The sequence below is a fragment of the Burkholderia sp. Ac-20392 genome (assembly GCF_017104585.1).
Classification (GTDB): Bacteria; Pseudomonadota; Gammaproteobacteria; order Burkholderiales; family Burkholderiaceae; genus Burkholderia; species Burkholderia lata.
On record NZ_JAAGPB010000002.1, the window covers coordinates 1 to 25111 of the forward strand.

16 protein-coding genes and 1 pseudogene are annotated in these 25111 nt (G+C 66.5%); 5 read left to right on the forward strand and 12 right to left on the reverse strand.

The genetic code is table 11. From position 1 onward, the window contains the following. A pseudogene (locus G3N99_RS00385) lies at nucleotides 1-488 on the forward strand (cation-transporting P-type ATPase); the annotation flags it as partial. Between the two features lie 52 nt (nucleotides 489-540). On the opposite strand, the gene G3N99_RS00390 reads toward G3N99_RS00385, so the two are convergent. From G3N99_RS00390 to G3N99_RS00405, 4 genes are read right to left on the reverse strand one after another with little or no spacing between them, the layout of a single operon-like run. Then, nucleotides 541-1593, reverse strand: a complete 1053-nt coding sequence (locus G3N99_RS00390; protein WP_206121307.1) for a CaiB/BaiF CoA-transferase family protein — start codon at nucleotides 1591-1593, stop codon at nucleotides 541-543. Beyond that, nucleotides 1586-3733: a 3-hydroxyacyl-CoA dehydrogenase NAD-binding domain-containing protein gene (locus tag G3N99_RS00395; protein WP_206121308.1), complete on the reverse strand. Its 2148-nt coding sequence runs from the start codon at nucleotides 3731-3733 to the stop codon at nucleotides 1586-1588. Before G3N99_RS00395 ends, G3N99_RS00390 begins: the two co-directional genes overlap by 8 nt. A 14-nt stretch (nucleotides 3734-3747) precedes the next feature. Beyond that, nucleotides 3748-4953: an acetyl-CoA C-acetyltransferase gene (locus tag G3N99_RS00400; RefSeq protein ID WP_206121309.1), complete on the reverse strand. Its 1206-nt coding sequence runs from the start codon at nucleotides 4951-4953 to the stop codon at nucleotides 3748-3750. A gap of 46 nt (nucleotides 4954-4999) precedes the next feature. Continuing rightward, nucleotides 5000-6154: an acyl-CoA dehydrogenase family protein gene (locus tag G3N99_RS00405; RefSeq protein WP_206121354.1), complete on the reverse strand. Its 1155-nt coding sequence runs from the start codon at nucleotides 6152-6154 to the stop codon at nucleotides 5000-5002. Nucleotides 6155-6367: 213 nt separating this feature from the next. Between G3N99_RS00405 and G3N99_RS00410 the strand changes: the two genes are divergently transcribed. Beyond that, nucleotides 6368-7027 (forward strand): TetR/AcrR family transcriptional regulator, encoded by a 660-nt coding sequence (locus G3N99_RS00410; protein ID WP_174940579.1) that lies wholly within the window; start codon nucleotides 6368-6370, stop codon nucleotides 7025-7027. Between the two features lie 182 nt (nucleotides 7028-7209). Here G3N99_RS00410 and G3N99_RS00415 read toward each other — a convergent pair whose 3' ends face one another. The 6 genes from G3N99_RS00415 to G3N99_RS00440 form a co-directional block, all read right to left on the reverse strand. After that, nucleotides 7210-8472, reverse strand: a complete 1263-nt coding sequence (locus tag G3N99_RS00415) for a serine hydrolase domain-containing protein (protein ID WP_206121310.1) — start codon at nucleotides 8470-8472, stop codon at nucleotides 7210-7212. Between the two features lie 132 nt (nucleotides 8473-8604). Continuing rightward, nucleotides 8605-9561 (reverse strand): transporter, encoded by a 957-nt coding sequence (locus tag G3N99_RS00420; protein ID WP_174986372.1) that lies wholly within the window; start codon nucleotides 9559-9561, stop codon nucleotides 8605-8607. Between the two features lie 36 nt (nucleotides 9562-9597). Then, the gene (locus G3N99_RS00425) at nucleotides 9598-10125 is read right to left on the reverse strand and encodes a flavin reductase family protein (protein ID WP_206121311.1); all 528 of its coding nucleotides are present in this window, start codon (nucleotides 10123-10125) and stop codon (nucleotides 9598-9600) included. Between the two features lie 5 nt (nucleotides 10126-10130). Then, the gene (locus tag G3N99_RS00430; RefSeq protein WP_174933054.1) at nucleotides 10131-11369 is read right to left on the reverse strand and encodes a styrene monooxygenase/indole monooxygenase family protein; all 1239 of its coding nucleotides are present in this window, start codon (nucleotides 11367-11369) and stop codon (nucleotides 10131-10133) included. Between the two features lie 67 nt (nucleotides 11370-11436). Beyond that, nucleotides 11437-12225 carry an SDR family oxidoreductase gene (locus G3N99_RS00435; RefSeq protein ID WP_206121312.1) on the reverse strand — a complete coding sequence of 263 codons (789 nt, stop codon included), beginning with the start codon at nucleotides 12223-12225 and terminating at the stop codon, nucleotides 11437-11439. A gap of 40 nt (nucleotides 12226-12265) precedes the next feature. Then, a complete protein-coding gene (locus tag G3N99_RS00440) occupies nucleotides 12266-13513 on the reverse strand; it encodes a dienelactone hydrolase family protein (protein ID WP_206121313.1) in 1248 nt (415 codons plus the stop codon). 350 nt (nucleotides 13514-13863) lie between these two features. Here G3N99_RS00440 and G3N99_RS00445 point away from each other — a divergent pair, with 350 nt between their 5' ends. After that, a complete protein-coding gene (locus G3N99_RS00445) occupies nucleotides 13864-14889 on the forward strand; it encodes an AraC family transcriptional regulator (protein ID WP_206121314.1) in 1026 nt (341 codons plus the stop codon). Between the two features lie 31 nt (nucleotides 14890-14920). Here the strand turns inward: G3N99_RS00445 and G3N99_RS00450 are convergent, their stop codons facing one another. Next, a complete protein-coding gene (locus G3N99_RS00450; protein ID WP_174933047.1) occupies nucleotides 14921-15877 on the reverse strand; it encodes a mannuronate-specific alginate lyase in 957 nt (318 codons plus the stop codon). Between the two features lie 437 nt (nucleotides 15878-16314). On the opposite strand from G3N99_RS00450, the gene G3N99_RS00455 reads away from it, so the two are divergent. Next, nucleotides 16315-18507, forward strand: coding sequence for a TonB-dependent siderophore receptor (locus G3N99_RS00455; protein WP_206121315.1), 2193 nt, complete (start codon nucleotides 16315-16317; stop codon nucleotides 18505-18507). A 21-nt stretch (nucleotides 18508-18528) separates the two neighbouring features. Here G3N99_RS00455 and G3N99_RS00460 read toward each other — a convergent pair whose 3' ends face one another. After that, the gene (locus G3N99_RS00460) at nucleotides 18529-19335 is read right to left on the reverse strand and encodes a response regulator (protein WP_206121316.1); all 807 of its coding nucleotides are present in this window, start codon (nucleotides 19333-19335) and stop codon (nucleotides 18529-18531) included. A 1170-nt stretch (nucleotides 19336-20505) separates the two neighbouring features. Here G3N99_RS00460 and G3N99_RS00465 point away from each other — a divergent pair. After that, the gene (locus tag G3N99_RS00465; RefSeq protein ID WP_241011385.1) at nucleotides 20506-24825 is read left to right on the forward strand and encodes a YadA-like family protein; all 4320 of its coding nucleotides are present in this window, start codon (nucleotides 20506-20508) and stop codon (nucleotides 24823-24825) included. The last annotated feature ends 286 nt before the right edge of the window (nucleotides 24826-25111 follow it).

Here is a 25111-nt window from a genome sequence, read left to right on the forward strand (position 1 = left end):
TGCTGCTGACGGGCGACCTCGAGCGCGTCGCCGGCAAGGTCGCGGCCGAGACCGGCATCGAGACGGTGGTCGCACAGGCGCTGCCGCACGACAAGCTCGATTACGTGATGCGCGAGATCGGCGCGGGCCTGCATCCGCTCGTCGTCGGCGACGGGCTGAACGACGTGCTGGCGATCAAGGCCGGCTCGACGAGCATCGCGATGGGCGAGCGCGGCGTCGACATCGCGATTGCATCGGCGGATGTCGTGCTGCTGGGCGACGACCTGAAGCGGATACCGACCTGCATCCGCCTCGGCCGCCAATGCCGGCACACGGCGACGACCAATGCGGCGATCGGCCTCGCGTGGACGCTCGCGGTGATCGCGCTCGCCGCGACCGGGATGCTCGGCGCGGTGTGGGCGGCGATCCTGCACAACGTCGGCACGTTCGTCGTGATTGCGAACGCCGGCCGGCTGCTGCGGATCGACGAAGAGGTTCGCGACGCGTGAGCGGAGGAGGGGCGCGCGGTCGTGCGTGTCTCGTGGTTCCTTCGCCGGCCCCTCAAGCCCCGATCTCGGCCCACGGCTGCAGCCGTGCGTGATCCGCGAAAAGAGGATGTGCGTGAGCCTCCTCCAGCGTGAGAACGGGCGTCACGCAGGCATCCGCCGACGCAAACCGTTCGCTCCAGACCGCCAGCGGCTGCGACGCGATCAGGCGTTCGACTTCGGCGCGCAGGGCTGCGCAGTCGCTAGAGCCGGGCAGTTGCCCGCGCTGCCAGTGGCGTGCCGCCCAGTCGGGACGGTCGAACACGTCACATGCCGCCTTCCAGAACTTGTGTTCGAGCGCGCCGACCGCGAGGTGGCGACCGTCCCGCGTCGCGTACAGGCCGTAGCAAGGCAATGCGCCATTGAGCAGATCCTCGCCCGCACCGGGGCGGCGGCCCAGCGCCGCCGCCAGCATGGCGCCGGTGGCGCGCGGCATCACGAGCTGCGCGTGCAGTCCGTGGGTCATGCTCACGTCCAGGTGCCTGCCCCGTCCCGTTCTCTGCGCGTCGAACACGCCCGACAGCACGGCGATGCAGGCCATCGCGCTCCCGCCTGCGAGGTCGCCCCATTGCACGTTGGGTTGAGCCAGTTCGCCCGTGGGAGCGCGCATCTGGTCGAGCACGCCCGACATCGCCATGAAGTTGATGTCATGCCCGGCCTTGCACGCCCAGCGGCCGCTTTGCCCGTAGCCGGTGATGGACGCCATGGTCAGGCGAGGATTGATCGCATGCAGGGCGGCACGGTCCAACCCCAGGCTTTGCAATACGCCGGGGCGGAAGCTGTCGAGCAGCACGTCGGCCTCCTTCGTCCACGTGCGCAGTCGATCCAGGTCCGCGTCACGCCGAAAGTCGACGGTGCGGCATTCCTTGCCGTGGTTGAGGGCGTCGAACAGCCCCGCCAGCGGGCGCGTCGGGTCGCCCTCGGGCGGCTCCACCTTGATGACGCTCGCGCCCAGATCGGCCAGCATGCGGGTCGCAAACGGGCCGGGCAGGTTGCGCGAGAGATCGAGCACCCGCAGGCCGGACAGCAACGGAGGCAATGCGCCGCCGGCGCGCGCTGCGTCATGCATCCTCGAACCTCCCGCCGGCACGGGCCAGCTCGACCACGATCGCGGCGGGCTCGAAACGCGCGCCATACTGCGCCGCCAGTTCGCGCGCACGCTGCACGAAGCGCTGCGCGCCCATCGCATTGATGAACTGCAAGGCCCCGCCGTGGTGTGGCGCAAAGCCCCAGCCGAAGATCGAGCCGACGTTGGTATCGGCCACCGAGCGCACCACGTTTTCCTCGAAGCAGCGCGCGGCCTCGTTCGCCTGGATGAACATCAGGCGATCCACCAGCTCCTGCTGCGCGGGCTGGTCGGCGCGCGGCGGGTAGAGCGCGGTGAGCTCGGGCCACAACGACTTTTCCTTGCCCTGGTAATCGTAGAAGCCTTTGCCCGCTTTCTTGCCGACGCGGCCCAGGTCGCGGCCCACCTTGCGCAGCACGGCCTCGGCGGGATGCGGCGGGTACGCCTTGCCTTCGGCCTCCAGGTCGCGGCGGGTCTGGTCCGTCACGTGCAACGACAGGCCGAGCGAGACTTCGTCCTGCAGCGCCAGCGGCGGCATGGGCATGCCTGCCTTGAGGCCGGCCACTTCGATGGAACGCGGATGCACGCCTTCGGCCAGCATCGCCATGCCCTCCATCACATAGGTGGCGAACACGCGCGACGTGTAGAAGCCCCGGCTGTCGTTCACGACGATGGGCGTCTTGCCGATCTGCAGCACGTAATCGAAGCCGCGCGCGAGTGTCTCGTCCGAGGTTTTCTCGCCCACGATGATCTCGACCAGCGGCATCTTGTCCACGGGCGAGAAGAAGTGCAGGCCGATGAAGTGGGCCGGACGGCGGCTCACGCGTGCCAGCCCCGTGATCGGCAGCGTGGACGTATTGGACGCGAACACCGCGTCCTCGCCGATGACGGCCTCGGCCAGCGTCGTGCAGTCGGCCTTGATCGCGCGGTCCTCGAACACGGCCTCGACCACCAGGTCGCAGCCCTGCAGGTCGTCGTAGCGCGTGGTGGGCAGGATGCGCGCGAGCAGGGCGTCGCGCTTGTCCTGCGTGGTCTTGCCGCGCGCCAGCGCGTTGTCAAGTAATCCTGCCGAATACGCTTTGCCCTTCTCGGCGTTCTCCTGCGTGGTGTCGAGCAGCACCACGTCGATGCCCGCCTTGGCCGACACGTACGCAATGCCGGCCCCCATCATCCCCGCGCCGAGGATGCCCACCTTCCTCACCTTGCCCGACGGCACGCCGGCGGGGCGCGACTGCCCCTTCTTGATCGCATTGAGCTGGTACCACAGCGTGCCGATCAGGTTCCGGCTGACCTGCGACATCACGCAGGCGGCGAAGTAGCGCGACTCCACCTGCGAGCCGGCGTCGAAGTCGAGCAGGCCGCCCTCGAACAGGCAGCTCATGATGTGAGTCAGGGCCGGGTAGTTGCCATGCGCCTTCGCATTGGCGATGGAAGGCGCGATGGCCAGCATTTGCACGACGGCGGGACTCTTGCTGTCGCCGCCGGGCATGCGAAAACCCTTGGTGTCCCACGGCTGCACGGGCGCGGGGTGGGCCAGGCACCACGCATGGGCCTTGTGCAGCAGTTCCTCGCGCGTGACGGCCAGCTCGTTCAGCAGGCCGAGACCCAGCGCCTTGGCCGGACTCAACTCGGTGCCCTGGGTGATCAGCTCGAAGCTTTTCTGGATGCCGATCATGCGCGGCAGGCGTTGCGTCCCGCCGCCGCCGGGCAACAGGCCCAGCTTGACTTCAGGCAGGCCGATCTTTGCCTTGGGATCGTCGATCGCAAAGCGCGCATGGCAGGCCAGCGCCAGTTCCAGTCCGCCGCCGAGCGCGGTGCCGTTGAGCGCGGCCACCACGGGCTTGCCGCATGTCTCCATGCGGCGCAGCAGCGCCTTGAGCTGTTCGCTCAACTGGAAGGCCTGCTCGGCGGACGTGATCCGGCTGAGCTGGTCGATGTCGGCCCCGGCGATGAAGCTCGGCTTGCCGGACGTGATCACGAGGCCCTTGATTCCGGCGTCCTGTGTCACGTGCCCAATGACGCGCGTGAATTCTTCCATCAGCGCCGGGGCGAGCACGTTCATCGCGCGGCCGGGCTGGTCGAGGGTGGCCAGGCCGATACCGTTGGCGTCCACATCGAACGAGAGGGTGGTGTAGGTGGTCATGTGTCGAGCCCTCTTCAAACGCGTTCGATGATGGCGGCGATACCCATGCCGGCGCCGACGCACAGGGTGGCCAGCGCGGTGGATTGGCCGGTGCGCTCCAGTTCGTCCAGCGCGGTGCCGAGAAGGATGGCGCCCGTCGCGCCCAGCGGGTGGCCCATCGCGATCGAACCGCCGTTGACGTTCACGCGCTCGAGCGGCACGCCGAGATCGCGCGCCGTCTTCATCGGCACGGTGGCGAACGCTTCGTTGATCTCCCACAGGTCGATGTCCGAGGCCGCCATGCCCGCCTTGGCCAGCGCCTTGCACACGGCGGGCGTGGGGCCGGTGAGCATGATCGTGGGCTCGCTGCCCGTGACCGCGAACGCGCGCACCCGGGCGCGCGGCTTGAGCCCCGCCTGCTCGCCTGCGGCCCGGCTGCCCATCAGCAGCAGTGCCGCGCCGTCGACGATCCCGGACGAATTGCCGGCATGGTGGTGGTGATGGATTTTTTCGATGGTGGTGTATTTGTCCAGCGCGGTGGCGTCGAAGCCCATCGCGCCCATCGTTTCAAACGCGGCGCCGATCTGCGCGAGCGATTCGACGGAGGAGCCCGGGCGAATCGTCTCGTCCCGATCCAGCAGGAGCCGGCCATTGAGATCCGTCACCGGGACGATCGAGCGGGCGAAGTAACCTTGCGCCTGCGCGTGCGCCGCACGGCGATGCGACTCGGCGGCATACGCATCGAGATCGCTGCGGTCGAAGCCTTCGAGCGTGGCGACGAGGTCGGCGCTGATGCCCTGCGGAATGAAGCCCGTGACGCTGTTGACGCGCGGATCCATCACCCACGCGCCGCCGTCGCTGCCCATCGCCCAGCGGCTCATGGATTCGACGCCGCCGGCCACCACCATGTCCTCCATTCCCGACATGATCTTGGCCGCGGCGAGGTTGGCGGCTTCCAGCCCCGACGCGCAGAAGCGCGACAGCGTCACGCCCGCCACGCTTTGCGCCCAGCCCGCGTCGAGCACGGCGGTGCGGGCGATGTCCGCGCCTTGCTCGCCCACCGGCGTCACGCAGCCGAGCACGACGTCGTCCACCCTTGCGGTGTCGAGCCGGCTGCGCGCTTGCAGCGCCTGCAGCAGCGTGCGCAGCAGCCATACGGGGGTGGCCTGGTGCAGGCTGCCGTCTTTCTTGCCCTTGCCGCGCGGCGTGCGCACGGCATCGAAAATATAGGCTTCGCTCATGAGGAACATTCCCTGATGGATGGGTGGGGTGAAGGCGCGCCGGCGCTTACAGGTAGCGCGAAGCCAGTTCCTTCATGATTTCGTTGGTCCCGCCGTAGATGCGCTGCACGCGCGCGTCGGCGTACAGGCGGGCGATCGGGTATTCCTTCATGTAGCCGTAGCCGCCGAAGAACTGCAGGCATTCGTCGATCAGCTTGCACTGGTTGTCGGTGACCCAGTACTTGATGAGCGCCGCGCGGTCCACGCCCAGCTCGCCGTTGAGATGCGCGACGATGGCCGCATCCACGAGCGCACGCGACGCCATCAGCAGCGCCTGGCATTCGGCCAGTTTGAAACGTGTGTTCTGAAACGAGAAGATCGGCTTGCCGAACGCCTGCCGTTCCTTGGTATAGGCCAGCGTTTCCTGCATGGCCAGCTCCATCGCCGCAATGCCTGCCACGGCGACGATCAGCCGCTCCTGCGGCAGCTCCTGCATGAGCTGGATGAAGCCCATGCCTTCGTTCCCGCCCAGCAGGTGGTCGACGGGCACCCGCACATCGTCGAAGAACAGTTCCGAGGTGTCCTGCGCATCCATCCCGAGCTTGTCGAGGTTGCGCCCGCGCCTGAAGCCCGGCGCGTGGTCCGTCTCGATCACGAGCAGCGACATGCCTTGCGCGCCTTCGTCCTTGCTGGTCTTGCAGACCACGATGACCAGATTGGCAAGCTGGCCATTGGTGATGAAGGTCTTGCTGCCGTTGATGCGGTAGTGGTCGCCCTCCCGGGCGGCGGTGGTGCGCACCGCCTGCAGGTCCGACCCCGTGCCGGGTTCGGTCATCGCGATCGCGCCGATCAGCTCGCCCGTGGCGAGGCGCGACAACCAGCGTTGCTTTTGCGCTTCGGTGCCGTGGCGCAGGATGTAGGGGGCGACGATGCCCGAGTGCAGCGAGCCGCCGAAGCCGCCGATTCCCGCCGCGCCCTGGGCAAGGATCAGCGCGGCCTCGTGCCCGAAGTCGCCGCCCGCGCCGCCGTACGCCTCGGGCATGGACGCACACAGGAAGCCGTTGGCCCCGGCTTCTTCCCACGCGTGCCGGTCCATCATGCCGGCCTGGCGCCAGGCTTCGTCCCTCGGAACCCACTGCTCCTTGAAGAAACGGTTGGCCGTATCGAACAGCATCTGGTGCTCATGGGTCATCCAGCTCGGGGCGAAATTTTGAATAGCCATGGTGTGTGCTCGTCGGGTGATTGCGATCCGGGTTTTCCCGGGCGGGTCGCTCTTGTCGGTAATCCTGATTACCGTTTCCGTATGCCTGATGCGACGCGGAATCGATGAAAAACCTGCATCCAGCGCGAGCCATTCTGGTAACGCGAGCGTTGAAAGGCAAGGCAACGGGAGGGCTTATTTCCATTTTGAGATAATTTGGTAACATGCCTTTCCATGAAGGAAAGACACCCATCCATTGACGCGCAAGCGGCGCCCGATGCACTCAAGCCCGAGGAGCGTCGCGCGCTGCTGATGCGGATGCGCGGTCACACGCTGGCCCGGATCGAGAAGGCCGTGCTGGAGCTGTTTTCCGGGCGCGATTTCCATGAGGTGGGCCTGGCCGACGTGGCCCGCGCGGCCAACGTGTCGCTGCAAACCATCTACAAGTACTTCGGCAGCAAGGAGGTGCTGGTTTGCGCGATGCTCGACGTGATGCTGGGCCGGCTGGCCGAGCGCATGATCGATCACCTGCAGGGCATCGACGACGTGCGCGAGCGCCTGCGCAAGACCTGCTGGGTCACGCTGGACTACATGGACAAGCATCCTTCGGTGATGCTGATGATGTTCACGACCATGCCCATGTCGCGGTACAAGAACATCGGCATCTATGAGAGCCGGGAGCTGATGGAAGCCTTCCTCGGCGTTTTCAAGGACGGCCAGGCACGCGGCACGTTGAACGACAAGGTATCCAGCAAGGTGCTGCTGGACGTGTTCATGGGCGTGCTGGGGCGCGTGATGGTGATGCACCTGATGCGGGGCGAGACGCGGCCGCTGACCGCGCAGTTCGACGAACTGTTCGCCATCTTGTGGCGGGCGATGTCGGCCGGTGAATGACGCGGCGCTGTCAGGATGCCTGGCTTCCTGGCGGTCGCGTGCGATGCCGTGCGCCGAGGGGCGGGGCCTGAGCGTCGTCCTTCATGTCGATGGCCTGCCGCCGGCAGTCGCCGCTGAGCCGCGGTCGCCGCTGCAGACCACAACGCACTTCATCCCCGGTCGCGACGTTCCCCTTCACCGCATCACGGCCGGCCTTCGTCCGGTATTTCGGCCGCGTTGCTGAGTTCGCCCATGATGATCCGCGCGATTTCGTTGGCAGGTGCGCGTCCGTCGGGCGCGGCAGCCGTGTTCGACCACGTGACGATCGTCGTTTTCGTGACCGGGTCGTAGCCCATGAAGGTGTTGAAGCCCGGTATTTCGCCGGTATGTCCGTAGAACGTGCCGAACTTGGCCAGGCCCAGGCAGTAGCTCGCCGACATCGGGTCGGTCGGATCGACCGGCGTGCAACTGGCGAGCCGTTGCGCCTGCAGGTCGGCGTTCAGGTAGCCGCCGCCGACCATCCGCTGCACGTAGGCGGCCAGTTCCGTCACGGTTGAAATGCCGGAGCCGGCCGTCCACGCCCACGACGTATTGACGCCGGTCACGTTCGTCGGCTGCAGCGCGCCGCTTTTCGCGTCAGCCTGGCGCTGGGGCGACAGCGCATCGCTGTCGGTCGTCTCGGCATTGGTGCCCCATTGATAGCCCTGCGGCGCCGGCGCCGGCAGCGACGTGTCCTGCTGCGGCGGGAGCAGGGTATTGGCCAGGCCGAGCGGCGCAAACAGGCGCGCGTTCATCGCATCGGCCGCGCTCATGCCGGTCAGCTGCTCGATGATGAGCCCCAGCAGTATCGTGTTCGTATTCGAGTAGCGAAAATCCGTGCCGGGCGGGAAATAGACGGGCTGGCCTTCGGCGATGCCCAGCAACTCGGACGTGGTCCAGACCTTGTCGGGCTGCGCATCGAGCGTCTGGTTGAACGCGAGATTCGTCGAATAGTTGTAGAGGCCGCTACGCATGGTCAGCAACTGTTCGATCGTGATCGTGTTGCCGTTGGGCACGTTCGGGACGAACTTGCTGACGGTGTCGCCGAGGCTCAACCGGCCTTCCTGTACCAGTTGCAGAATCACCGTGCCAGTCCAGGTCTTCGTCACGCTGCCGACGCGAAAGTGCGCATTCGTCGGGATCGGCGTGTTCGTGCCGCGCACCGCCGTGCCGAACGATTCGAGCCAGTTGCCCTGCGGCGACTGCACATAGACGACCGCGCCGGGGGTGAGCGTGTCCGCGAGCAGCGCGTTGATCTGCGGGCGCGCCGCGTTCGCGAACGCGGGCGTGTTCGAGGTCGGCGAGCTGTCGCCGCCGCACGCGGAAACGGCGAGACTGATCACCAAAGCCGGTGCGACGGCAACCATGCCGCGCGCCAGCCGCCGCGATACGTTCGACCAGAACCGGACGGTTGCTGAAGTCGCCATGGTGCGGACCCTCCGTGGTCGTGACGTATTGGCTGCGTGGTCTTCTCCAAAACTATAGGACAGGCGCGTGGGTGCCGGCAGCCCGATTACATCCGACGATTGCGATCGGGCCCGTTCACCCGGCCGAGGCCGTCACTGAAAGTGATGCACGTAGCGCAGCACCATCCGCGTACCCTGCGGCCGGTTGCGCGCATAGGTCTCGAAGTACGCGTTGAACATCAGGTGATCCTGCGGCGAGAAGCTATACATGGCCCCCGGGCCGATCGCAAACACGGCCTCCCGCGTGCCCGGCACGTCCTGCCCGTTTTCCTTCATGTCGGTGGTCTGGCGCAGCCAGTAGCCGTTGAGCCCCAGCCGCAGGCCGGGTCGCACTTCATACTCGGTCGCGAAGTTCGCGTGAACCGCCTGACCGGCCTGCGTCGACGTCACGTCCGGGCCAAGCGACGTGGCCGGCTGGTGGTTGGTCGCGTTCCACAGATAATGCAGCCGCCACGACACGGTCCACTTGGGGGTGAGCCAGAGCGTCGCCGCCCAGTACGGATCGAACGACCAGAAATGGCTGCCGGGATTGATCGCGCGCGACGGGTCGTATGCGCCGGTCGGCGCGATGAACTGGAACTCCACACGCTGCGCGAAGCGCGGGCCTTGCGCGCCCATCACCGGATCGAACTGGATGAACGGGCCGATCAGCAGATCGCCGAAGCCGGCGCGCGCATTCAGCGCGACGTTGCCGATGCCGTCGTCGGTTCGCGCGGACGCGATCCACGGCAGGATCACGTCGAGTCCGGGATGCATGCCCGCGAACGTCAGCGGCGACTGGTAGACGAGCTGGCTCAGCCCCGCGAACAGGTCGATGTCCTGCTTCGGCAGTCCGACCTTGTTGCCCGCATTGTCGTTGACGCGGCCCGCCGTGTAGTACTGCAGGTACTGCGTGCCGTACCAGCCGGAGCCGGCCGGCGGCATCCCGTCGAGGAAGCTGGTCATGCCGAGGTTGACCGCCGGCAGGTCGGTCGCGCCGGCCGGCGCGCTGGCCGCCATGCCGGCGATCGTGAGGCCTGCGACGACGAGCACGCGAGAGCCGAGTTTCATATTCACCACCTTCTGGATATTTATTGGTATAACTAATCAAATGGCACGAAAAAGATCGGGGTGATCGGCGATCGCGCGATACTGGCCGGCATGGAACACCAGCGGCGCATGGCCGAACGCGTCGAACTGTTCGATCTGGCCGATGAACAGCAGGTGATCGCCGCCTTCGTAATGGCCGACGTTGCGACACACGAAGCGCGCGCTTGCGCCGTCGAGGCAGGGCACGCCGCCAGTCTCAGCGTCGACGTGAAGCACGCCGTCGAACTTGTCGGCGCTGGGCGTCGCGAAGCGGCGCGACAGGTCGATCTGGTCGTGCGCGAGGATGTTGATCGCGAAATGGGTGGCCGCGACGAAATCCGGGCGGCTCGGCGCGACCTTGCGCAGGCTCCACAGCACGAGCGGCGGATCGAGCGACAGCGACGAGAACGAATTGGCGGTGAGGCCCACCTTGCGTCCGTCGGCCGTGCACGTGGTGATCACGGTCACTCCGGTCGGGAATTGCCCGAACGCGGCGCGCAACTGCATCGGGTCGAGGGCCGGGCGATCGGTAGCGGTCGTTTCCATGCCGGTTACTCCGCGCGTGCGCCGTGTTCGCGGATCGTTGCCGCGCAGGCCGACGGCTCGAACCACCACGGCGCGAACCGGCGCGGATCGTCGAAGCCATCGACGATCGCCGCGGCGAGCGACGGCAACTGGCCGGCCGCGCCGAGCAGTTCGAGGATGTGCGGCGGCGGTGGTGTGAGCAGCGAATTGGTCCAGCGCACGACATGCTGCGCATACGCCCAGTAGCCTTCGAACGTCTGCTGCATCCAGTCTTCGCCGAACGGTGCGGCATCGCGTGCGACGATCGCGTCGAAATACGCCTTCGCGCATTTTGCGGCGTTGTTCGATCCCTGGCCGGTGATCGGATCGTTGACGACCACCGCATCGGCCATCCCGAACACCGTGCGGCCCGACGGCAACCGAAAGAACGGCTTGCGCACCGTCGGCGCGAAGCGCCCGGCCAGCGTGCCGTTCGGATCGGTGAGCTCGACGTCGCGGCAGCGTTCGAATTCCCACGGCACGTATTGCTGCAGGAACGACAGGCTCCGGTCCAGGTGTTGCTCGGGCGTCTTCACGTCGGCCCAGCAGTCGAGCGGGCCGCCGGGAATGCCTTCGAACACCATGATTTCGCACGGGCCCGTCGTGGTCAGCGCGGGGAACACGAAATACTCGCCGATGCCGGGCAGCAGGTTGAAGCGCACCCGCGAATACGGCTGGCTCGGCGTCATCCCTTTCACGTAGGTGAGGGCCAGCGCGCGTTGCGGGCGGTCGAACGCGCTGCGCGCGTCGTCGCGGCCGAGCAGGTTGACGATCTCGCCCTTGCCGGCCGCGAGCAGCACGAGGTCGTGGCTGCGCGCCAGTTCCTCGAGTTCGGGCACGCCGATGTCGGCAATGCGCACGTCCGCGCCCCGGCGCCGCACGCCGTCGAGCCAGTCGGCCATTTTGACGCGCTGGTCGACCGACTGCGCATAGCGGGTGAGCCGCGACGACCAGTCGATCACCTTGCGACCGTTGCCGTCCGGATGCGGCACCGCGATCCCGATTCCTTCGACGGACGGGCACGCTTCCTCCCAGGTGTTCAGGCCGAGGTCGCGCTCGATCTGCAATGACGTGTGGAACATGCACTGGCTTGACATGACCTTGCCTGTGCGGATCTGTTCGGCGTCGCGGTTGGTCGCGAGCGTGACGTGGTAGCCCTGGTCGAGCAGGGCGAAGGCGAGTTGCAGGCCGGACTGGCCCGCGCCGACGATGGCGATGCGTCTCATGAGTGTGTCCTGGGTTGGCCGGATGCCGGCCGTACGAAGAGGTGGGGAAAGCGGCGGCGGGCAGCGGTCATTCCGCGAGACGCGGAATGGCCGGCACCGCCTGTTCGGGGCCCATCGCGGCATAGCCGCCATCCACCGCGTAGTCGGCGCCCGTCACGAAGCTCGCCGCGTCGCTGCACAGGAACGTCACGACCTGTGCGACTTCCGATGGATCGCCGACCCGGCCGAGCAGGTGGAACGGCGCGGCGACGCGATCGGTCTTGGCACGGTCGCCATGCGTCATCTCGTCCATCACGCGCGACCACGTCCATCCCGGCGACACCGAGTTGACGCGAATGCGGTCGGGCGCGAGATCCATCGCCATGCTGCGCGTGAGCTGGCGGATCGCCGCCTTGGACGTCGGGTACAGCCAGCGGCCGGTTTGCGCGCACTGGGCCGAGATCGAGCTGAAGTTCACGATCGCGCCGCCGCCGCGCCGGACCATGTGCGGGTGCACGGCCTTCGCGAGCATCGCCGCCGACACGACGTTGACGTCCATCGCGGCGAGCCAGTCGTTGCGGGTCGCCTGGATGCCGTTGTCGACATAGCTGCACGCGAGATTGACGAGCACGTCGATCGCGCCGAACCGCTCGACGATGGCCGCTACCGTACGCTCGATCGCGCGATCGTCGGTGATGTCGAGCGCGACGAACATCGCTCGTTCGCCGAGCGAATCGGCCACGCGCGCGCCGTTCTCGGCATCGAGATCGAGGATCGCGACGCACGCACCGGCGCGGTTCAGGTCCTGCACGACCGCGGCGCCGATCAGCGTGGCGCCGCCGGTGACGATCGCGACTTTGCCAGCAAGAACAGTCATGGGGTGTCTCCGGGAATCGTTGTGTGGGGGAAGGTCCGCGTCAATGCGCACCCGACGACGGCTCGCTGTCCTGCCAGCGGCGCATCAGGCCGTTCGACGGCACGGTTTCGTCGAGCAGCTTGCGGGCCGTTTCGACGCCCGCGACCGGCAGGCCGGCCGGATCGAGCAGGCCGATCTGCACGAGCACGCTCGCCTGATCCCAGTAGATGTGTTCGTGATAGAGCTTGTCGCCGCGAAACTTGACGATCGCGATGAGCGGAATCTCCACACGCTTGCCGGTCGGTGCGACGCCCGGCAGCATCCAGTCGATCTCGGTGGTGTGCGTGAAGCAGAACAGCAGCTCGTCGACGATCTGGCTCGCACCGATCGTGCGCGAGATCGGCGTGATCGTCGTGTCGGGCGGATTCGCATGCACGAAATGATGCGTGTAGAAGCGCTTGAGCTCGTCGTAGCCGACGCCGCCCGTCAGCGTCGGAATGTGATTGACGTACGGTTGCGCAACCATCGTCGCCATCGTTGCATCGACGTTGCGTGTGTCGAATTCGTGCTTGAGATGCGCTTCCCACAGTGTGGACAGGTCGTAGCGCGGGCCGAGCGCGGCACGGAAAGCGGCGATCGCGCGCTGGTGCGCCATGATTGCGGCGGCCTTGTCGAAATGCTCGCCGCCGACGCGCGCGAATGCGTGATCGACGCCCGGATACACATACACTTCGACGTCGTCGCGCCCCGCGAGGGTGTCGGCAATGCGCTGCTGTGCGTCAGGCGGGCAGAAGCGGTCCTGCCCGGCGATCTGCAGCACGAGCCGGCCGTGCAGGTGCGACGCCTCGTCGAGCGCCTGCTCGATGCCCACGCCGTAGTAGCTGACCGCCGCGGCCACGCCCGGCAGCCGGCACGCGGCGAGATACGCGAGCTTGCCGCCGAGGCAGTAGCCGAGCACGCCGGCTTCGCCCGTGCATTCCGGCAGCGTCTTGAGTGTGCTCAGCGCGGCGCCGACATCCTCGACGCCCTGGTTCTCGTCGTATTCGCGGTAAAGGGCCATCGCGCGTTCCATATCGGTGGCTGTGTAACCGAGTTCGATCCCCGGCGCCTGGCGCCAGAACAGGTCGGGCACGAGCACCGTATAGCCTTCCTCCGCGTAATAGTCGGCCGCTTCCCGCATCGTCGCATTCGCGCCGAAGATCTCGTGGCACAGCACGATGCCGGGCCCCTTGCCGGCGGCCGGCGTGCTCAGGTATGCGCGAAACGTGCCGCCGTCCGGCGACGGGATCTCGATGTGACGTCCTTGCATGTGTCCCTCCATTCAGTTCATTGCTGCGACAAGCCCAGTATTGGCGGACGAAATGGGCGTTTCTATCCGCTTTCTTCGGCCGGTATCCACGAATTCCGGAAACCTGTTGCACCGGCCGCCGCGCGTGGGCAGGCGCGCGGCTGACTGCGGGTATGTGCGGATGCGGAAGCCCCGCACAGTTTCTACGATGCGCGAACGGTCCGCTTCTTGCGTCGTTTGCGCGGGACTTGCGTGCTTTGGCGGCCGGACTGTCCGGATACTCCGGGCGCTATCCGGATCGTGCGGCGGATGCCCCCTACCGGGAACGCATGCACGGCGCGAGTGCAATCGAGCATGACGGGAGAACATCGATGGCGCAATTTTCCGGAACAGGCTGGCTGCCGGATACGGCCTGTTTCAATCACGACAACCTGCTGTTGCAGTCGAACGATGTCGACGAGGTTCGCGCACGCGTCGCCGACGTCTTCAAGCCGCACCGGCTCACGCCGACCGGCGAATCGCGCGCGTTGCGCAGCTGCATGCATCATGCGCGCTGGGGCAACCTGTCGTTGAACCTGCTCGATTATGGCGGTGGCGTCAGCATCGAGCCCGGGCCGCTCGAGCACTTCTTCCTGTTGCAGATCCCGTTGCGCGGCGACGCGGAGATCGAGTGCGGCTCGGCGCGTTTCGTGTCGTCGCCGGGCACCGCGTCGCTGATCTCGCCGACGCTGTCGCTGAAGATGCGCTGGGGCGACGCGTGTCCGCAAGTCATCCTGCGCATCGAGCGCGAAGTGATGGAGCGCCACGCGCAGCGGCATTTCGGCGACGACCGGCGCGCGCCGGTGGAATTCGAGCCGGAATTCAGCCTGTCGTCGTCGCAAGGGACGTGTCTGGCGCAGATGCTGCCGATCCTCGCCGGCGCGATCGTGACGGATGCGCATCCGCTGCGTCATCCGCTCGCCTTCGAGCAGCTCGAATCGACGCTGCTCAACCTGCTGCTGCATGGCCACCCGAACAGCGCGCGCAACGGCACGGGGCATCGGCCGGTGGCGCTCGCGCCGTTCTACGTGCGGCGCGTCGAGGAGTACATCCGCGCGCATCTCGACGAGCCGCTGACGATCGAACGGCTCGCCGAACTCGCCGGCGTCAGCCCGAGCACGCTGTTCGCCGGCTTTCGTCATCGTCACGGCATCACGCCGATGGGCTTCGTGCGACAGTTGCGGCTGCAACATGTGCGCGAGGAGCTGCTGGCCGACGCGTCGCCGGGGCTCGCGTCGGTGACGGATATCGCGCTGAAATGGGGCTTCGCGCACCTCGGGCGGTTCGCGATCGAGTACAAGCGGGCGTTCGGCGAGTCGCCGTCGGCGACGCTCAGGATGCGGCGCGTGCGCGCCTAGCGGCTCGCGCGGCAGCTCACTCACCGACTCTCTACGGCAGCGGCGCGCCCCAGACTGCCGTCACATCCCCGCCGAGCCGCCATTCGGTGAACGGGCGGCGCGATGCGATGATCGCCGGCAGGCGAGCGTCATGAAAGCGCGCGTAGTACGGTTCGACCCAGCTCAGTTCATCGCGGAACGTCCACGGAAACAGGTCCTGCTTGATCGGCGTGATGGCCGTGAAGCTGGCGGGAGTGACGACCGCATTGATGACGAGGTTCGCCAGGCGGCCGATCGCGCCGTCGCTTTCCCGATAGAGATCGATATGGCGTCGCTGCACGAGTTCCGCCGCGAACACGAGCGGGAGTAGCGCGAACGTGTGATAGTGCAGCGCGCGGTTGCCGCGTTTGACTTCACGTGCAAGCGAACCGTCGGGGCCGATGTCGCGGATGCCTTCGCGAACCCGCAGCAGCCCCGAGTCGACGAGGCTCGTGTTGCCGGTCACGGTACCAATGGCGATCAGGTCGAGTCCGGCCCAGTACACGAGGTTGTTGTGTAGATGGTTGATCGCTTCCGCATCGCGGGTGGCGATCGCGATGCGTTCGAGCCACGGGTCGATCGCGTCGAACCGTGCGCGGTTTGCTTCGCGCACGTCGCGCGGTATGCGCAGGATCACCATCGCGAAGTCGGTGCCGGCCCATGAACGCTCGTAGTCGCCCTGATAACCGGAGATCGGGCCCATCAGCGCATTGGCCCGCGCCCAGCTTTCCAGCAGGCTCACCGCGCACGACCAGTCACCCTGGTCCGCCGACGCATTGAGCCGCGAAATGAAATCGCGCATTGGCTTGACCGCGCGCGCATAGCCGGCGGCGTCGTCGTAGTAGCCGGGCGGATCGATCGTCGCGACGGCCGCCGGGATGTCGCAGGCGCGGGCCGGCGGCACGGCGCAGAAGAGTGCGCTCACGGCGAGCAACGCGGCGAACAGCGGTCGAGTCGACAGGCGGGGCATACGGTCCTCGGTGGTGGCGGTGGCGTGACAAACACGGAAGCCGAACCTTGGGGGAGGACAACATCGCGGCGCCGGACCCGCATGGCCGGCGCAGCACGACGAATCCCGGTGACACGCGGGGCCGTGCAGCCCGCGACCGCTTTCCGTGGCGCACGCAGTCTAGCGCTCCGGTCTTTCATCCGCCTTGCCCGGCGGCAACCGTCTGGCTCGATGCCGAGCCGGCCCACCTTCCACGCGCCGAACGTCGACGCACTTTTTTCAAGACCTCGCCACGTTCGCCCGGTATCATCGCTGCGCTCGCGACCGACGCCATGGGCCAGTGCATGCCGACTCGCGCGCAACCCGCATCGCAAAGAAGACAACACAGGGCCGACGCCGACGGTGCGTCGCGCCGCGATCAGGCCGAATCGGCCACCAGCACGACGGAGCAAGGAACGATGGTAACGGGGACGGGTACGGCGCGACGCGCGAGGGCGATCGCTGCCGGGAGCGCGTTGGTCGTGGCGGCAACGGGCGGCGCACACGCGCAGGCATCGGGCGCGGGCGCCACGCCGCCGTCCGGCGCGGCGGCGGCCGTACTGCCGACGATCGACGTGACAGGGAAGGCCGACCGCACGTCGAGCGGGCTCGTCGGGCTGCGCACCACGGCCGGCACGAAGACCGATACGCCGGTGGCCGAGATCCCGCAAACGATCAATCTCGTGACCGCACAGCAGATCGAGATGACCGGCGCGACCGACCTGAACCAGGCGCTGCGCTACGTGCCGGGATTCGCGACGTTCGGCGCCGACAGCCGCACCGACTGGTATGCGGCGCTGCGCGGCTTCACGCCGACGCTGTACGTCGACGGCGTGGCCGCGCCGAATACGGCCGTCATCGCGAACTGGCGTGTCGACCCGTACACGATCGACTCGATCGCCGTGCTGCGCGGGCCGACGTCGGTGCTGTACGGCGCGGGCGAGCCCGGCGCGATCGTCGACGCACACACGAAACTTGCCGACGGCGAGCGCGTCCGCGAAGCCGGCGTGCAGATCGGCAATGACGCACGCAAGCAATTCATGGTCGACGTCGGCGATACGCTCGATCCGGACGGCCGCTATGCGTACCGCTTCGTCGGCGTGGCGCGCGACGGCAACGCGGTCACCGGCCCGAACGGCGACCGGCGCGTCGCGCTGGCGCCGTCGTTCCGCTGGCGGCCGAACGCCGACACGTCACTGACGCTCTCGGCGACGTTCCTGCAGGACAGCGGCGATATTTCGTCGAACTTCCTGCCCGCGTCGGGCACGGTGTTGCCGAACCCGAACGGCCGGCTGTCGCAGGACATCTACATGGGCGACCCAGGTTTCAACGACTACCGGAAGAAGCAGTGGTCGCTCGGCTACGCGCTGGAGCATCGCGTGAATGCGATCTGGTCGCTGCACCAGGACGTGCGCTGGTCGCACCTGTCGCTCGACGACGCCACCGTGTTCGGTAACGGCTACATGCCCCGCAGCACCACCAACATGATGCGGTTCGCGGGGCTGTTCCAGCTCAACTACAGCCGGCTCGATATCGACAACCATGCGCAGGCGCGCTTCGGCACGGGGCCGGTCGAACATACGCTGCTGCTCGGTGTGCAATATGACCGGCAGACGACGACCAACAGCGTGTGGCTCGCGCTGGCGCCGTCGCTCAACTTGTACCACCCCGTCTATCGGCCCGTCACGGATGCGATTTTCTCCGGCCCGACGTCGCTCGGCCACGTCGACCAGTACACGGCGATGAACGCGTTCGGCGTGTACGCGCAGGACCAGATCCGCTGGAAGCGCTGGACGCTGACGCTCGGCGGTCGCGAGGATTTCGTCAATGCGCGGTTCGACGACCGGACGGCCGGCACGCAGGCGCAGCAGGACGTCAGTGCATTCTCCGGGCGTGTCGGGCTCACCTATCAGGGCGACGCCGGGCTGTCGCCGTACGTGAGCTATTCGACGTCGTTCGATCCCGTCATCGGCGTCAGGATGTTCGGCGGCGGCTTGCCTAAACCGACGCGCGGCAAGCAGACGGAAGCCGGGCTGCGCTGGCAGCCGCCCGGCAAGAACCTGATGCTGAGTGCGGCCGTCTACCAGATCGACCAGACCAACGTCGTGACGCCGACACCGGTGAGTCTCGACCCGACCGGCACGACGTCGGTGCAGACCGGCAAGGTGCGCTCGCGCGGAATCGAACTGAGCGCGGTCGGCAAGGTCAGCCGCGAGCTGTCGGTCGTCGCGTCGTATGTGTATCAGGACGTCAAGAGCGTGCAGGCGAACGACGCGTCGCTGAACAACTGGCCGGTGTCGGTGCCGCTGCCGCGGCAGATGGCGTCGATGTGGGCCGACTGGACCTGGCGCACGGGAGCGCTGTCGGGCCTCGGGATCGGCGGCGGCGTGCGCTACCAGAGCGCGTCGGCCGGCGCGCCCGACAACTCGCTGACCGTGCCGAGCGTGACGCTGGTCGACCTGGCGCTGCACTACGAGATGCCGCACTGGCGATTCGCGCTGAACGTCGCGAACCTGTTCGACCGGAGCTATGTCAGTGGCTGTCAGTCGTACGCCGTCTGCGTGTTCGGCAACGAGCGGACCGTGCTGGCCACCGCGAAATACAACTGGTAATCGCAAACGTGCGGCATGGTCCTACGCGCCGCGTTGCGGCTCCCGACGCGCGGCGCGTTCGCCGGCTTGGCGCTGGCGTCGCCACTCGGTCGGCGTGAGGCCGAAACGTTCGCGGAATGCGGTCGCGAAATTCGCCGGCGTGGAAAAACCGATTTCCTTCGCGATGCTCGCAATGCTGAGCGACGTCGAATCCAGCAGATCCTGCGCGATCCGCAGCCGCTCGTGCCGCAGGTACTCGAACACCGTCTGGCCGAGATTGTCGCGAAACGCGCGTGACAGCCGCTTTTCATGGGTGCCGACCGCGCGGGCCAGCTGCTCCACCGTTGGCGGATCGTTCAGCGTCCGTGCCAGGTGGCGGATGGCCGCGCGCACGATGATGTCGTCGTCCTTGCCGGCCACGAACGGGCTGTCCAGGTCGACGGGCCGCTCCCGCTTCTCCCGCGCGAGCTGCACGCGAATCCGCGCGAGCACTTCGGCGGGCTCGAACGGCTTCACCACATAGTCGACGCAGCCGATTTCGAATCCCTCGAGGCGTTCGTGCAGGGCGCCGGCCACGGTCAGGAAGATCACCGGAATCGCACACGTCAGCGGATCGGCGACAAGCAGCCGGCACGCGGTGAAACCGTCCATCCGCGGCATGCGGACATCCATCAGGATCAGGTCGGGCATGAGCGCCTGCGCGCGCTGGCACGCCTGCAGCCCGTCGGATGCGATGCTGATCCGGCACCCGGTGCCGCGCAGGATGTCGATCAGCAAGCGAAGCTGGTCGGGCTGATCGTCGACGATCAGGATATGGGCGTCGCCCAATGCGGAGATCGATGGATGCATCGTGCACCTGTTCTGGAATGGCTGCTGGCTGCGTTCCTGCGGGTGGCCGGCCCGGTTCGGAGTAATCGTCGGAAGCCGCTCTATGGCGACGCACAAACGCATCGATATTCGGATTTCGCCCCGCTACGCGACAGACAACCGGTCGGCGTAATACCCGGCATTGCTTGTTTTGATCACTGATCCGGTAATGGCGCGGAGCGTTGCCGTCGTCGCGCGTCGAAAAGTGCGCAACCGTCGGTACCGATGCGAGCCGAATTGTAGGGGCATATTTCAATTCTTGCCAGACGCATTGACTCTATCTGCTTCATTCCGTTTTTCGGATTCTTCATCGTGTATTGTGATTTGTGTTTGCAGTACGGAACGCCGCTGCCTGTCCAATTCCGCCATTTTCATTTGCTCCGCCGCGTACGGTCGCGCAGCGCCGCATTTTTTTGAAAAAACTTTTTGCTGGCATTTACTTTTAATCCGCCTCAGCAAAGATTTTATCCGCCCGGCGAAACACTTCTATTAATTTCAATGGCGCGAAATCGTTTGCGAGATGCGTATTTTTAACGTAACACATTGAATATATTGAATTTTACAATCTATAAAGAATGTCACCTTCAATAATTTTCGGTCGTGTCCCATAATTCGTCCGAACTTTGAGCGCAGGGTTGCACCGAGCAACACAAGGCACGGCGGGTTGGGACGGACGTTGTGCGATTCGGGTCCGAGGGCATCAATTGATGTGACTCCGAACGCATGTCCGTCACGCGCAAGCGAAAATCCGGTTGCCGTGGATGAAATAAAAGAAGCGGGGTTGGTCGCGGTCGGCGCGACATCAAATCAGGGGTGTCCATAACGGCGGGTTGAATCTCCGGATTCAGTCGTTGGGCGAATTCGCCCATATAAAACGATATGCATTCCTAACGCATTGCCTGAATTAACGGAACGGGCCGTCACACGAGCGGCGTGCCCGGGCTTTCGAACGTCCCATCGCTACGGGCGGACGACGCGTGTCGCCTTCGACACGCCCGGGCCGCGCATGGGAATCGGGTTCCGCACTGAAGTCGCAATCGTAACCGCAGCTGAAGTCTTCAACAAAATTAAGTAGTCCGTATTCAAACCAAACGCAAAAAAACGGAGCAGAAGGCCATGAAGAGGAAGCAGATTTCGGCGCTTGCCGCCGCCATGTTCACGGGTGCAGGTGTCCTGATCTCGGGCGCCGCGCACGCGGACAATTTCGTCGACCGCGGCAACCCGGACAACGCGCTGAGCGGTCAGTGCATCGACGGCACGAACCCGCTGTGCGTGTCGACCAAGAGCGGGGGCTACGCCGCGGTGAGCACGACCAACGTCACGATGGGAACGAATGCCCGGGCCGGTACCAGCGGCATCGCGATCGGCGACCAGTCGAATGCGGCCAGCAAGGGCGGCACCAGCAGCGGCGGTTCGATTGCTGTCGGCGTCGGCGCGCAGGCGCTGGCGAACTCGGCGACGGCGATCGGCACGGTGGCCGTCGCGCAAGGCAATACGGCGCTCGCCATCGGCCGCCAGTCGGCCGCGGTCGGCGACTTCTCGATGGCAGTCGGCAACGTCGCGGACGCACGCGGCACGAGCTCGATCGCACTCGGCCACTCGGCGCTGGCAAGCGGCGATCGCTCGGTTGCGATCGGCGGCGCCAACCCGACGACCAGCGACGGCGTGTCGGCCGGCGCGTCGTATGACGCGGCCACCCAGACGCGCGCCGGCGGCACGCAATCCGTGGCGATCGGCGCGGGCGCGCAGACGAACGACAACAACCAGGTGGCGATCGGTTCGGGCAGCGTCGGTGCGAACAATGGCGGCACGCCGGTGTTCGGCGGCACGGCCGCGCCGGTTGGCGGTGCGGTGTCGTTCGGTGCAATCGGCAAGGAGCGCCAGCTCAAGAACGTCGCGGCAGGCGCGGCCGATACGGATGCCGTCAACGTCCAGCAGTTGAAGAACGTGAACGGCACGCTCAGCACCAGCATCGCCACGGTCGACGCGCGTGTGACGTCCGTCGGCAATTCGCTGTCGACCACGATCTCGAACGTCGACCAGCGCGTGACCAACGTGGGCAACAGCCTCAGCACCAGCATCGTGACCGCAACGAAGAACGTCGTGAAATACACCGACGATTCGCACGCGGCGATCGCACTCGACGGCAGCAACGGCACGACGATCAACGGCGTCGCGGCCGGTGTCGCCGACACCGATGCGGTCAACGTCGGTCAGTTGAAGGGCACCGTCGCACCGCTGCAGACGTCCATTTCGACGGCGGCGTCGAACATCACGAACCTGCAGACCAGCGTCACCGGCATCAACACGTCGCTCAGCACCGCAACCACGAACATCAGCAACCTGCAGGCGGCCGACGCACGCAACGTGAAGTACGACGGCCAGAGCGGATTCGACTCGGTGACGTTCGCCGGCACGAACGGCACGACGCTGCACAACGTCGCAGCCGGGGTCGCGAATACCGACGCGGTGAACGTCGGGCAACTGAATGGCGGCCTGTCGTCGCTCAGCACGAGCGTGACGAACAACATCAGCACGACGCTCGGCAGCCTGAGCACGTCGATCACCAACCAGATCGGCGACGCGACGAAGAACGCCGTGCAGTACGACGATGACGCCCACAGCGGCGTCACGCTCGGCGGCAAGGGTTCGCAGTCGCCGGTCGCGCTGCACAACGTCGCGGACGGTGTTGCCACGGGCGACGCCGTGAACGTCGGCCAGCTCGGCAAGGCTACCGACACGCTGAACCAGTCGATTACGAATGTCGGCAACAGCGTGACGACGCTCGGCAACCAGGTCACGACGAATACGGGCAACATCGCCGCGCTTCAGCAGGATGCGCTCCTGTGGAACACGAACCTCGGTGCGTACGACGCGAGCCACGGCGGCAACGGCCCGCAACGCATCGGCAACGTCGCGGCCGGCGTCGCCAACACCGACGCGGTCAACGTCGGTCAGTTGACGAACACTGTCGCACCGCTGCAATCGTCCATCTCGACGGCAGCATCGAACATCACGAACCTGCAGGGCAACGTCACCGGCATCAATACGTCGCTGAGCACGGCAACCACGAACATCAGCAACCTGCAGGCGGCCGACGCACGCAACGTGAAGTACGACGGCCAGAGCGGGTTCGACTCGGTGACGTTTGCCGGCACGAACGGCACGACGCTGCACAACGTTGCCGCCGGTGTCGCAAACACGGATGCCGTGAACGTCGGGCAACTGAACGGCGGCCTGTCGTCGCTCAGCACCAGCGTGACGAACAACATCAACACGACGCTCGGCAGCCTGAGCACGTCGATCAACAACCAGATCGGCAATGCGACGAAGAACGCCGTGCAGTACGACGATGACGCGCACAGCGGCGTGACGCTCGGCGGCAAGGGTGCGCAGTCGCCGGTCGCGCTGCACAACGTCGCGGACGGTGTCGCCACGGGCGACGCCGTGAACGTCGGCCAGCTCGGCAAGGCCACCGACACGCTGAACCAGTCGATTACGAATGTCGGCAACAGCGTGACGACGCTCGGCAACCAGGTCACGACGAATACGGGCAACATCGCCGCGCTCAAGCAGGACGCGCTCCAGTGGAACGCGACCCTCGGCACCTACGACGCGAGCCACGGCGGCAACGGTCCGCAACGCATCGGCAATGTCGCGACCGGCAAGAACGGCACGGACGCGGTCAACGTCGACCAGTTGAACGCGGCGATTCAGGACGGCACGAGCCAGCTCGATGCGCTCGCGGTGAAGTACGACGATGCGAGCAAGAAGCAGGTTTCGCTCGGCGCGGGCAACGGCGGGAGCCCGGTGCGCCTGACCAACGTCGCGGAAGGCAACGTTGCGGCCGGCAGCACGGACGCGGTGAACGGCGCGCAACTGCGCCGCGCGACCGATGGCACGGCAGCCGCGCTGGGTGGCGGTGCAACGGCGAATCCGGACGGCTCGATCACGGCGCCGGCCTATAAAGTCGGCGGCGGTTCGTTCAACAACGTCGGCGATGCGCTCACGAACCTCGACGGTCGCGTCGGCAGCAACACGACGACGCTCGAGAATCACGAAACGCGCATCGGCAATGCCGAAACGAACATTGCCGGCAACACGGCCGCGATCGCCGGGTTGCAGCAGGACGCGCTGCAGTTCGACCCGAAGGCCGGCGCCTACAACGCGGCGCGCGGCGGTGCACCGACGAAGCTGACGAACGTGGCCGACGGCAACATCGCGGCGGGCAGCACGGACGCGGTGAACGGCGGCCAGTTGTCGGGCGTGAAGTCGTCGCTCGAACAGCAGATCACGCAGGTGTCCAACCAGGCGGGCGAGGCCGTGAAGAACGTCGTCAAGTACGACGTCGACACGAACGGCAACCGGCTGAATTCGGTATCGCTGATCGGCGGCGACACGAATGCGGCGGTCGTGCTGAAGAACGTCGCCGCGGGCACCGACGATACGGACGCGGTGAACGTGAAGCAGCTGAAGGGCGTCCAGTCGAGCCTCAACCAGCTCGGCGCGCTCGCGGTGCAGTACGACGACAGCTCGAAGAGTTCCATCACGCTCGGCGGCGCCGGCGGCACGCGCATCACCAACGTGCAGGCAGGCACGCTCAGCGCGACCAGCACGGACGCGGTGAACGGCTCGCAGCTCTACGCGACGAACCAGCAGGTCGCGAAGAACACGACCGACATCACGAACCTGCAGGGGAACGTGACCAACATCGCGAACGGCAAGGCCGGCCTCGTGCAGCAGCAGGATCCGAACGGCGCGGTCACGGTCGGGAAGGACACCGGCGGCACCAGCGTGAACTTCTCCGGCACGGCGGGCGACCGCGTGCTGACCGGTGTGGCGGCGGGGGTGAACAACAACGACGCGGTCAACATGGGCCAGTTCAACAATGCGCTGAAGAACGCGGCGGCCAACGACCAGATCCGCGCGGCGGCGACCGATGCGAACACCACGTGGATCACGCGTGCCGATGCAGGTTCGATCGGCTCGACGGCAACCGCAACCGGCAAGAACGCGGTGGCGGTCGGCCAGGGCTCGGTCGCCGATCGCGACAATTCGTTCTCGGTGGGCGCGAAGGGCAGCGAACGCCAGGTCACGAACGTCGCGGCCGGCACGGCGCCGACCGATGCGGTGAACGTGCAGCAGCTGAACGACAACCTGTCGGCCGCGTCGAATCAGGCGAAGGGCTACACCGACCAGCGCATCGGCCAGGTGTACAACTCGTTCAACGACCTGAAGAAGGACATGTACGGCGGCGTGGCATCGGCAATGGCCGTGGCCGGCCTGCCGCAACCGACGGGCGCGGGCCGCTCGATGGTCTCGGCGGCGACGTCGAACTATCACGGCCAGCAGGGTTTCGCCGCCGGGTACTCGTACGTGACGGAAAGCAACCGCTGGGTCGTCAAGGCGTCGGTGACGGGCAACACGCGTTCGGACTTCGGCGCGGTGGTGGGCGCGGGTTACCAGTTCTGACGTCGTCCGCGCAGCATCGATTGATCGTGAGGGCCGGGCAGGGGTTGTGATGTCCGGCACCGGCGGGAAATCCGTGGCCCGGGGTGGCTTTGTCTACCCCGGGCCATCGATGTTTGATTCGCCACGAAGTTCGACGTCGCTGCGCCGAGCCTGTCCGGCAGTACATGCCGCTTGCCCTGCGCCCGAGTCTCACGCGGCAAACACGGGAACAACAGAGCCGGCCGGACGCCGCCACCGATTCTGGCCTCCGGCCACGGCAAATCGGTCAGTGTGGCTCGCGACCCGG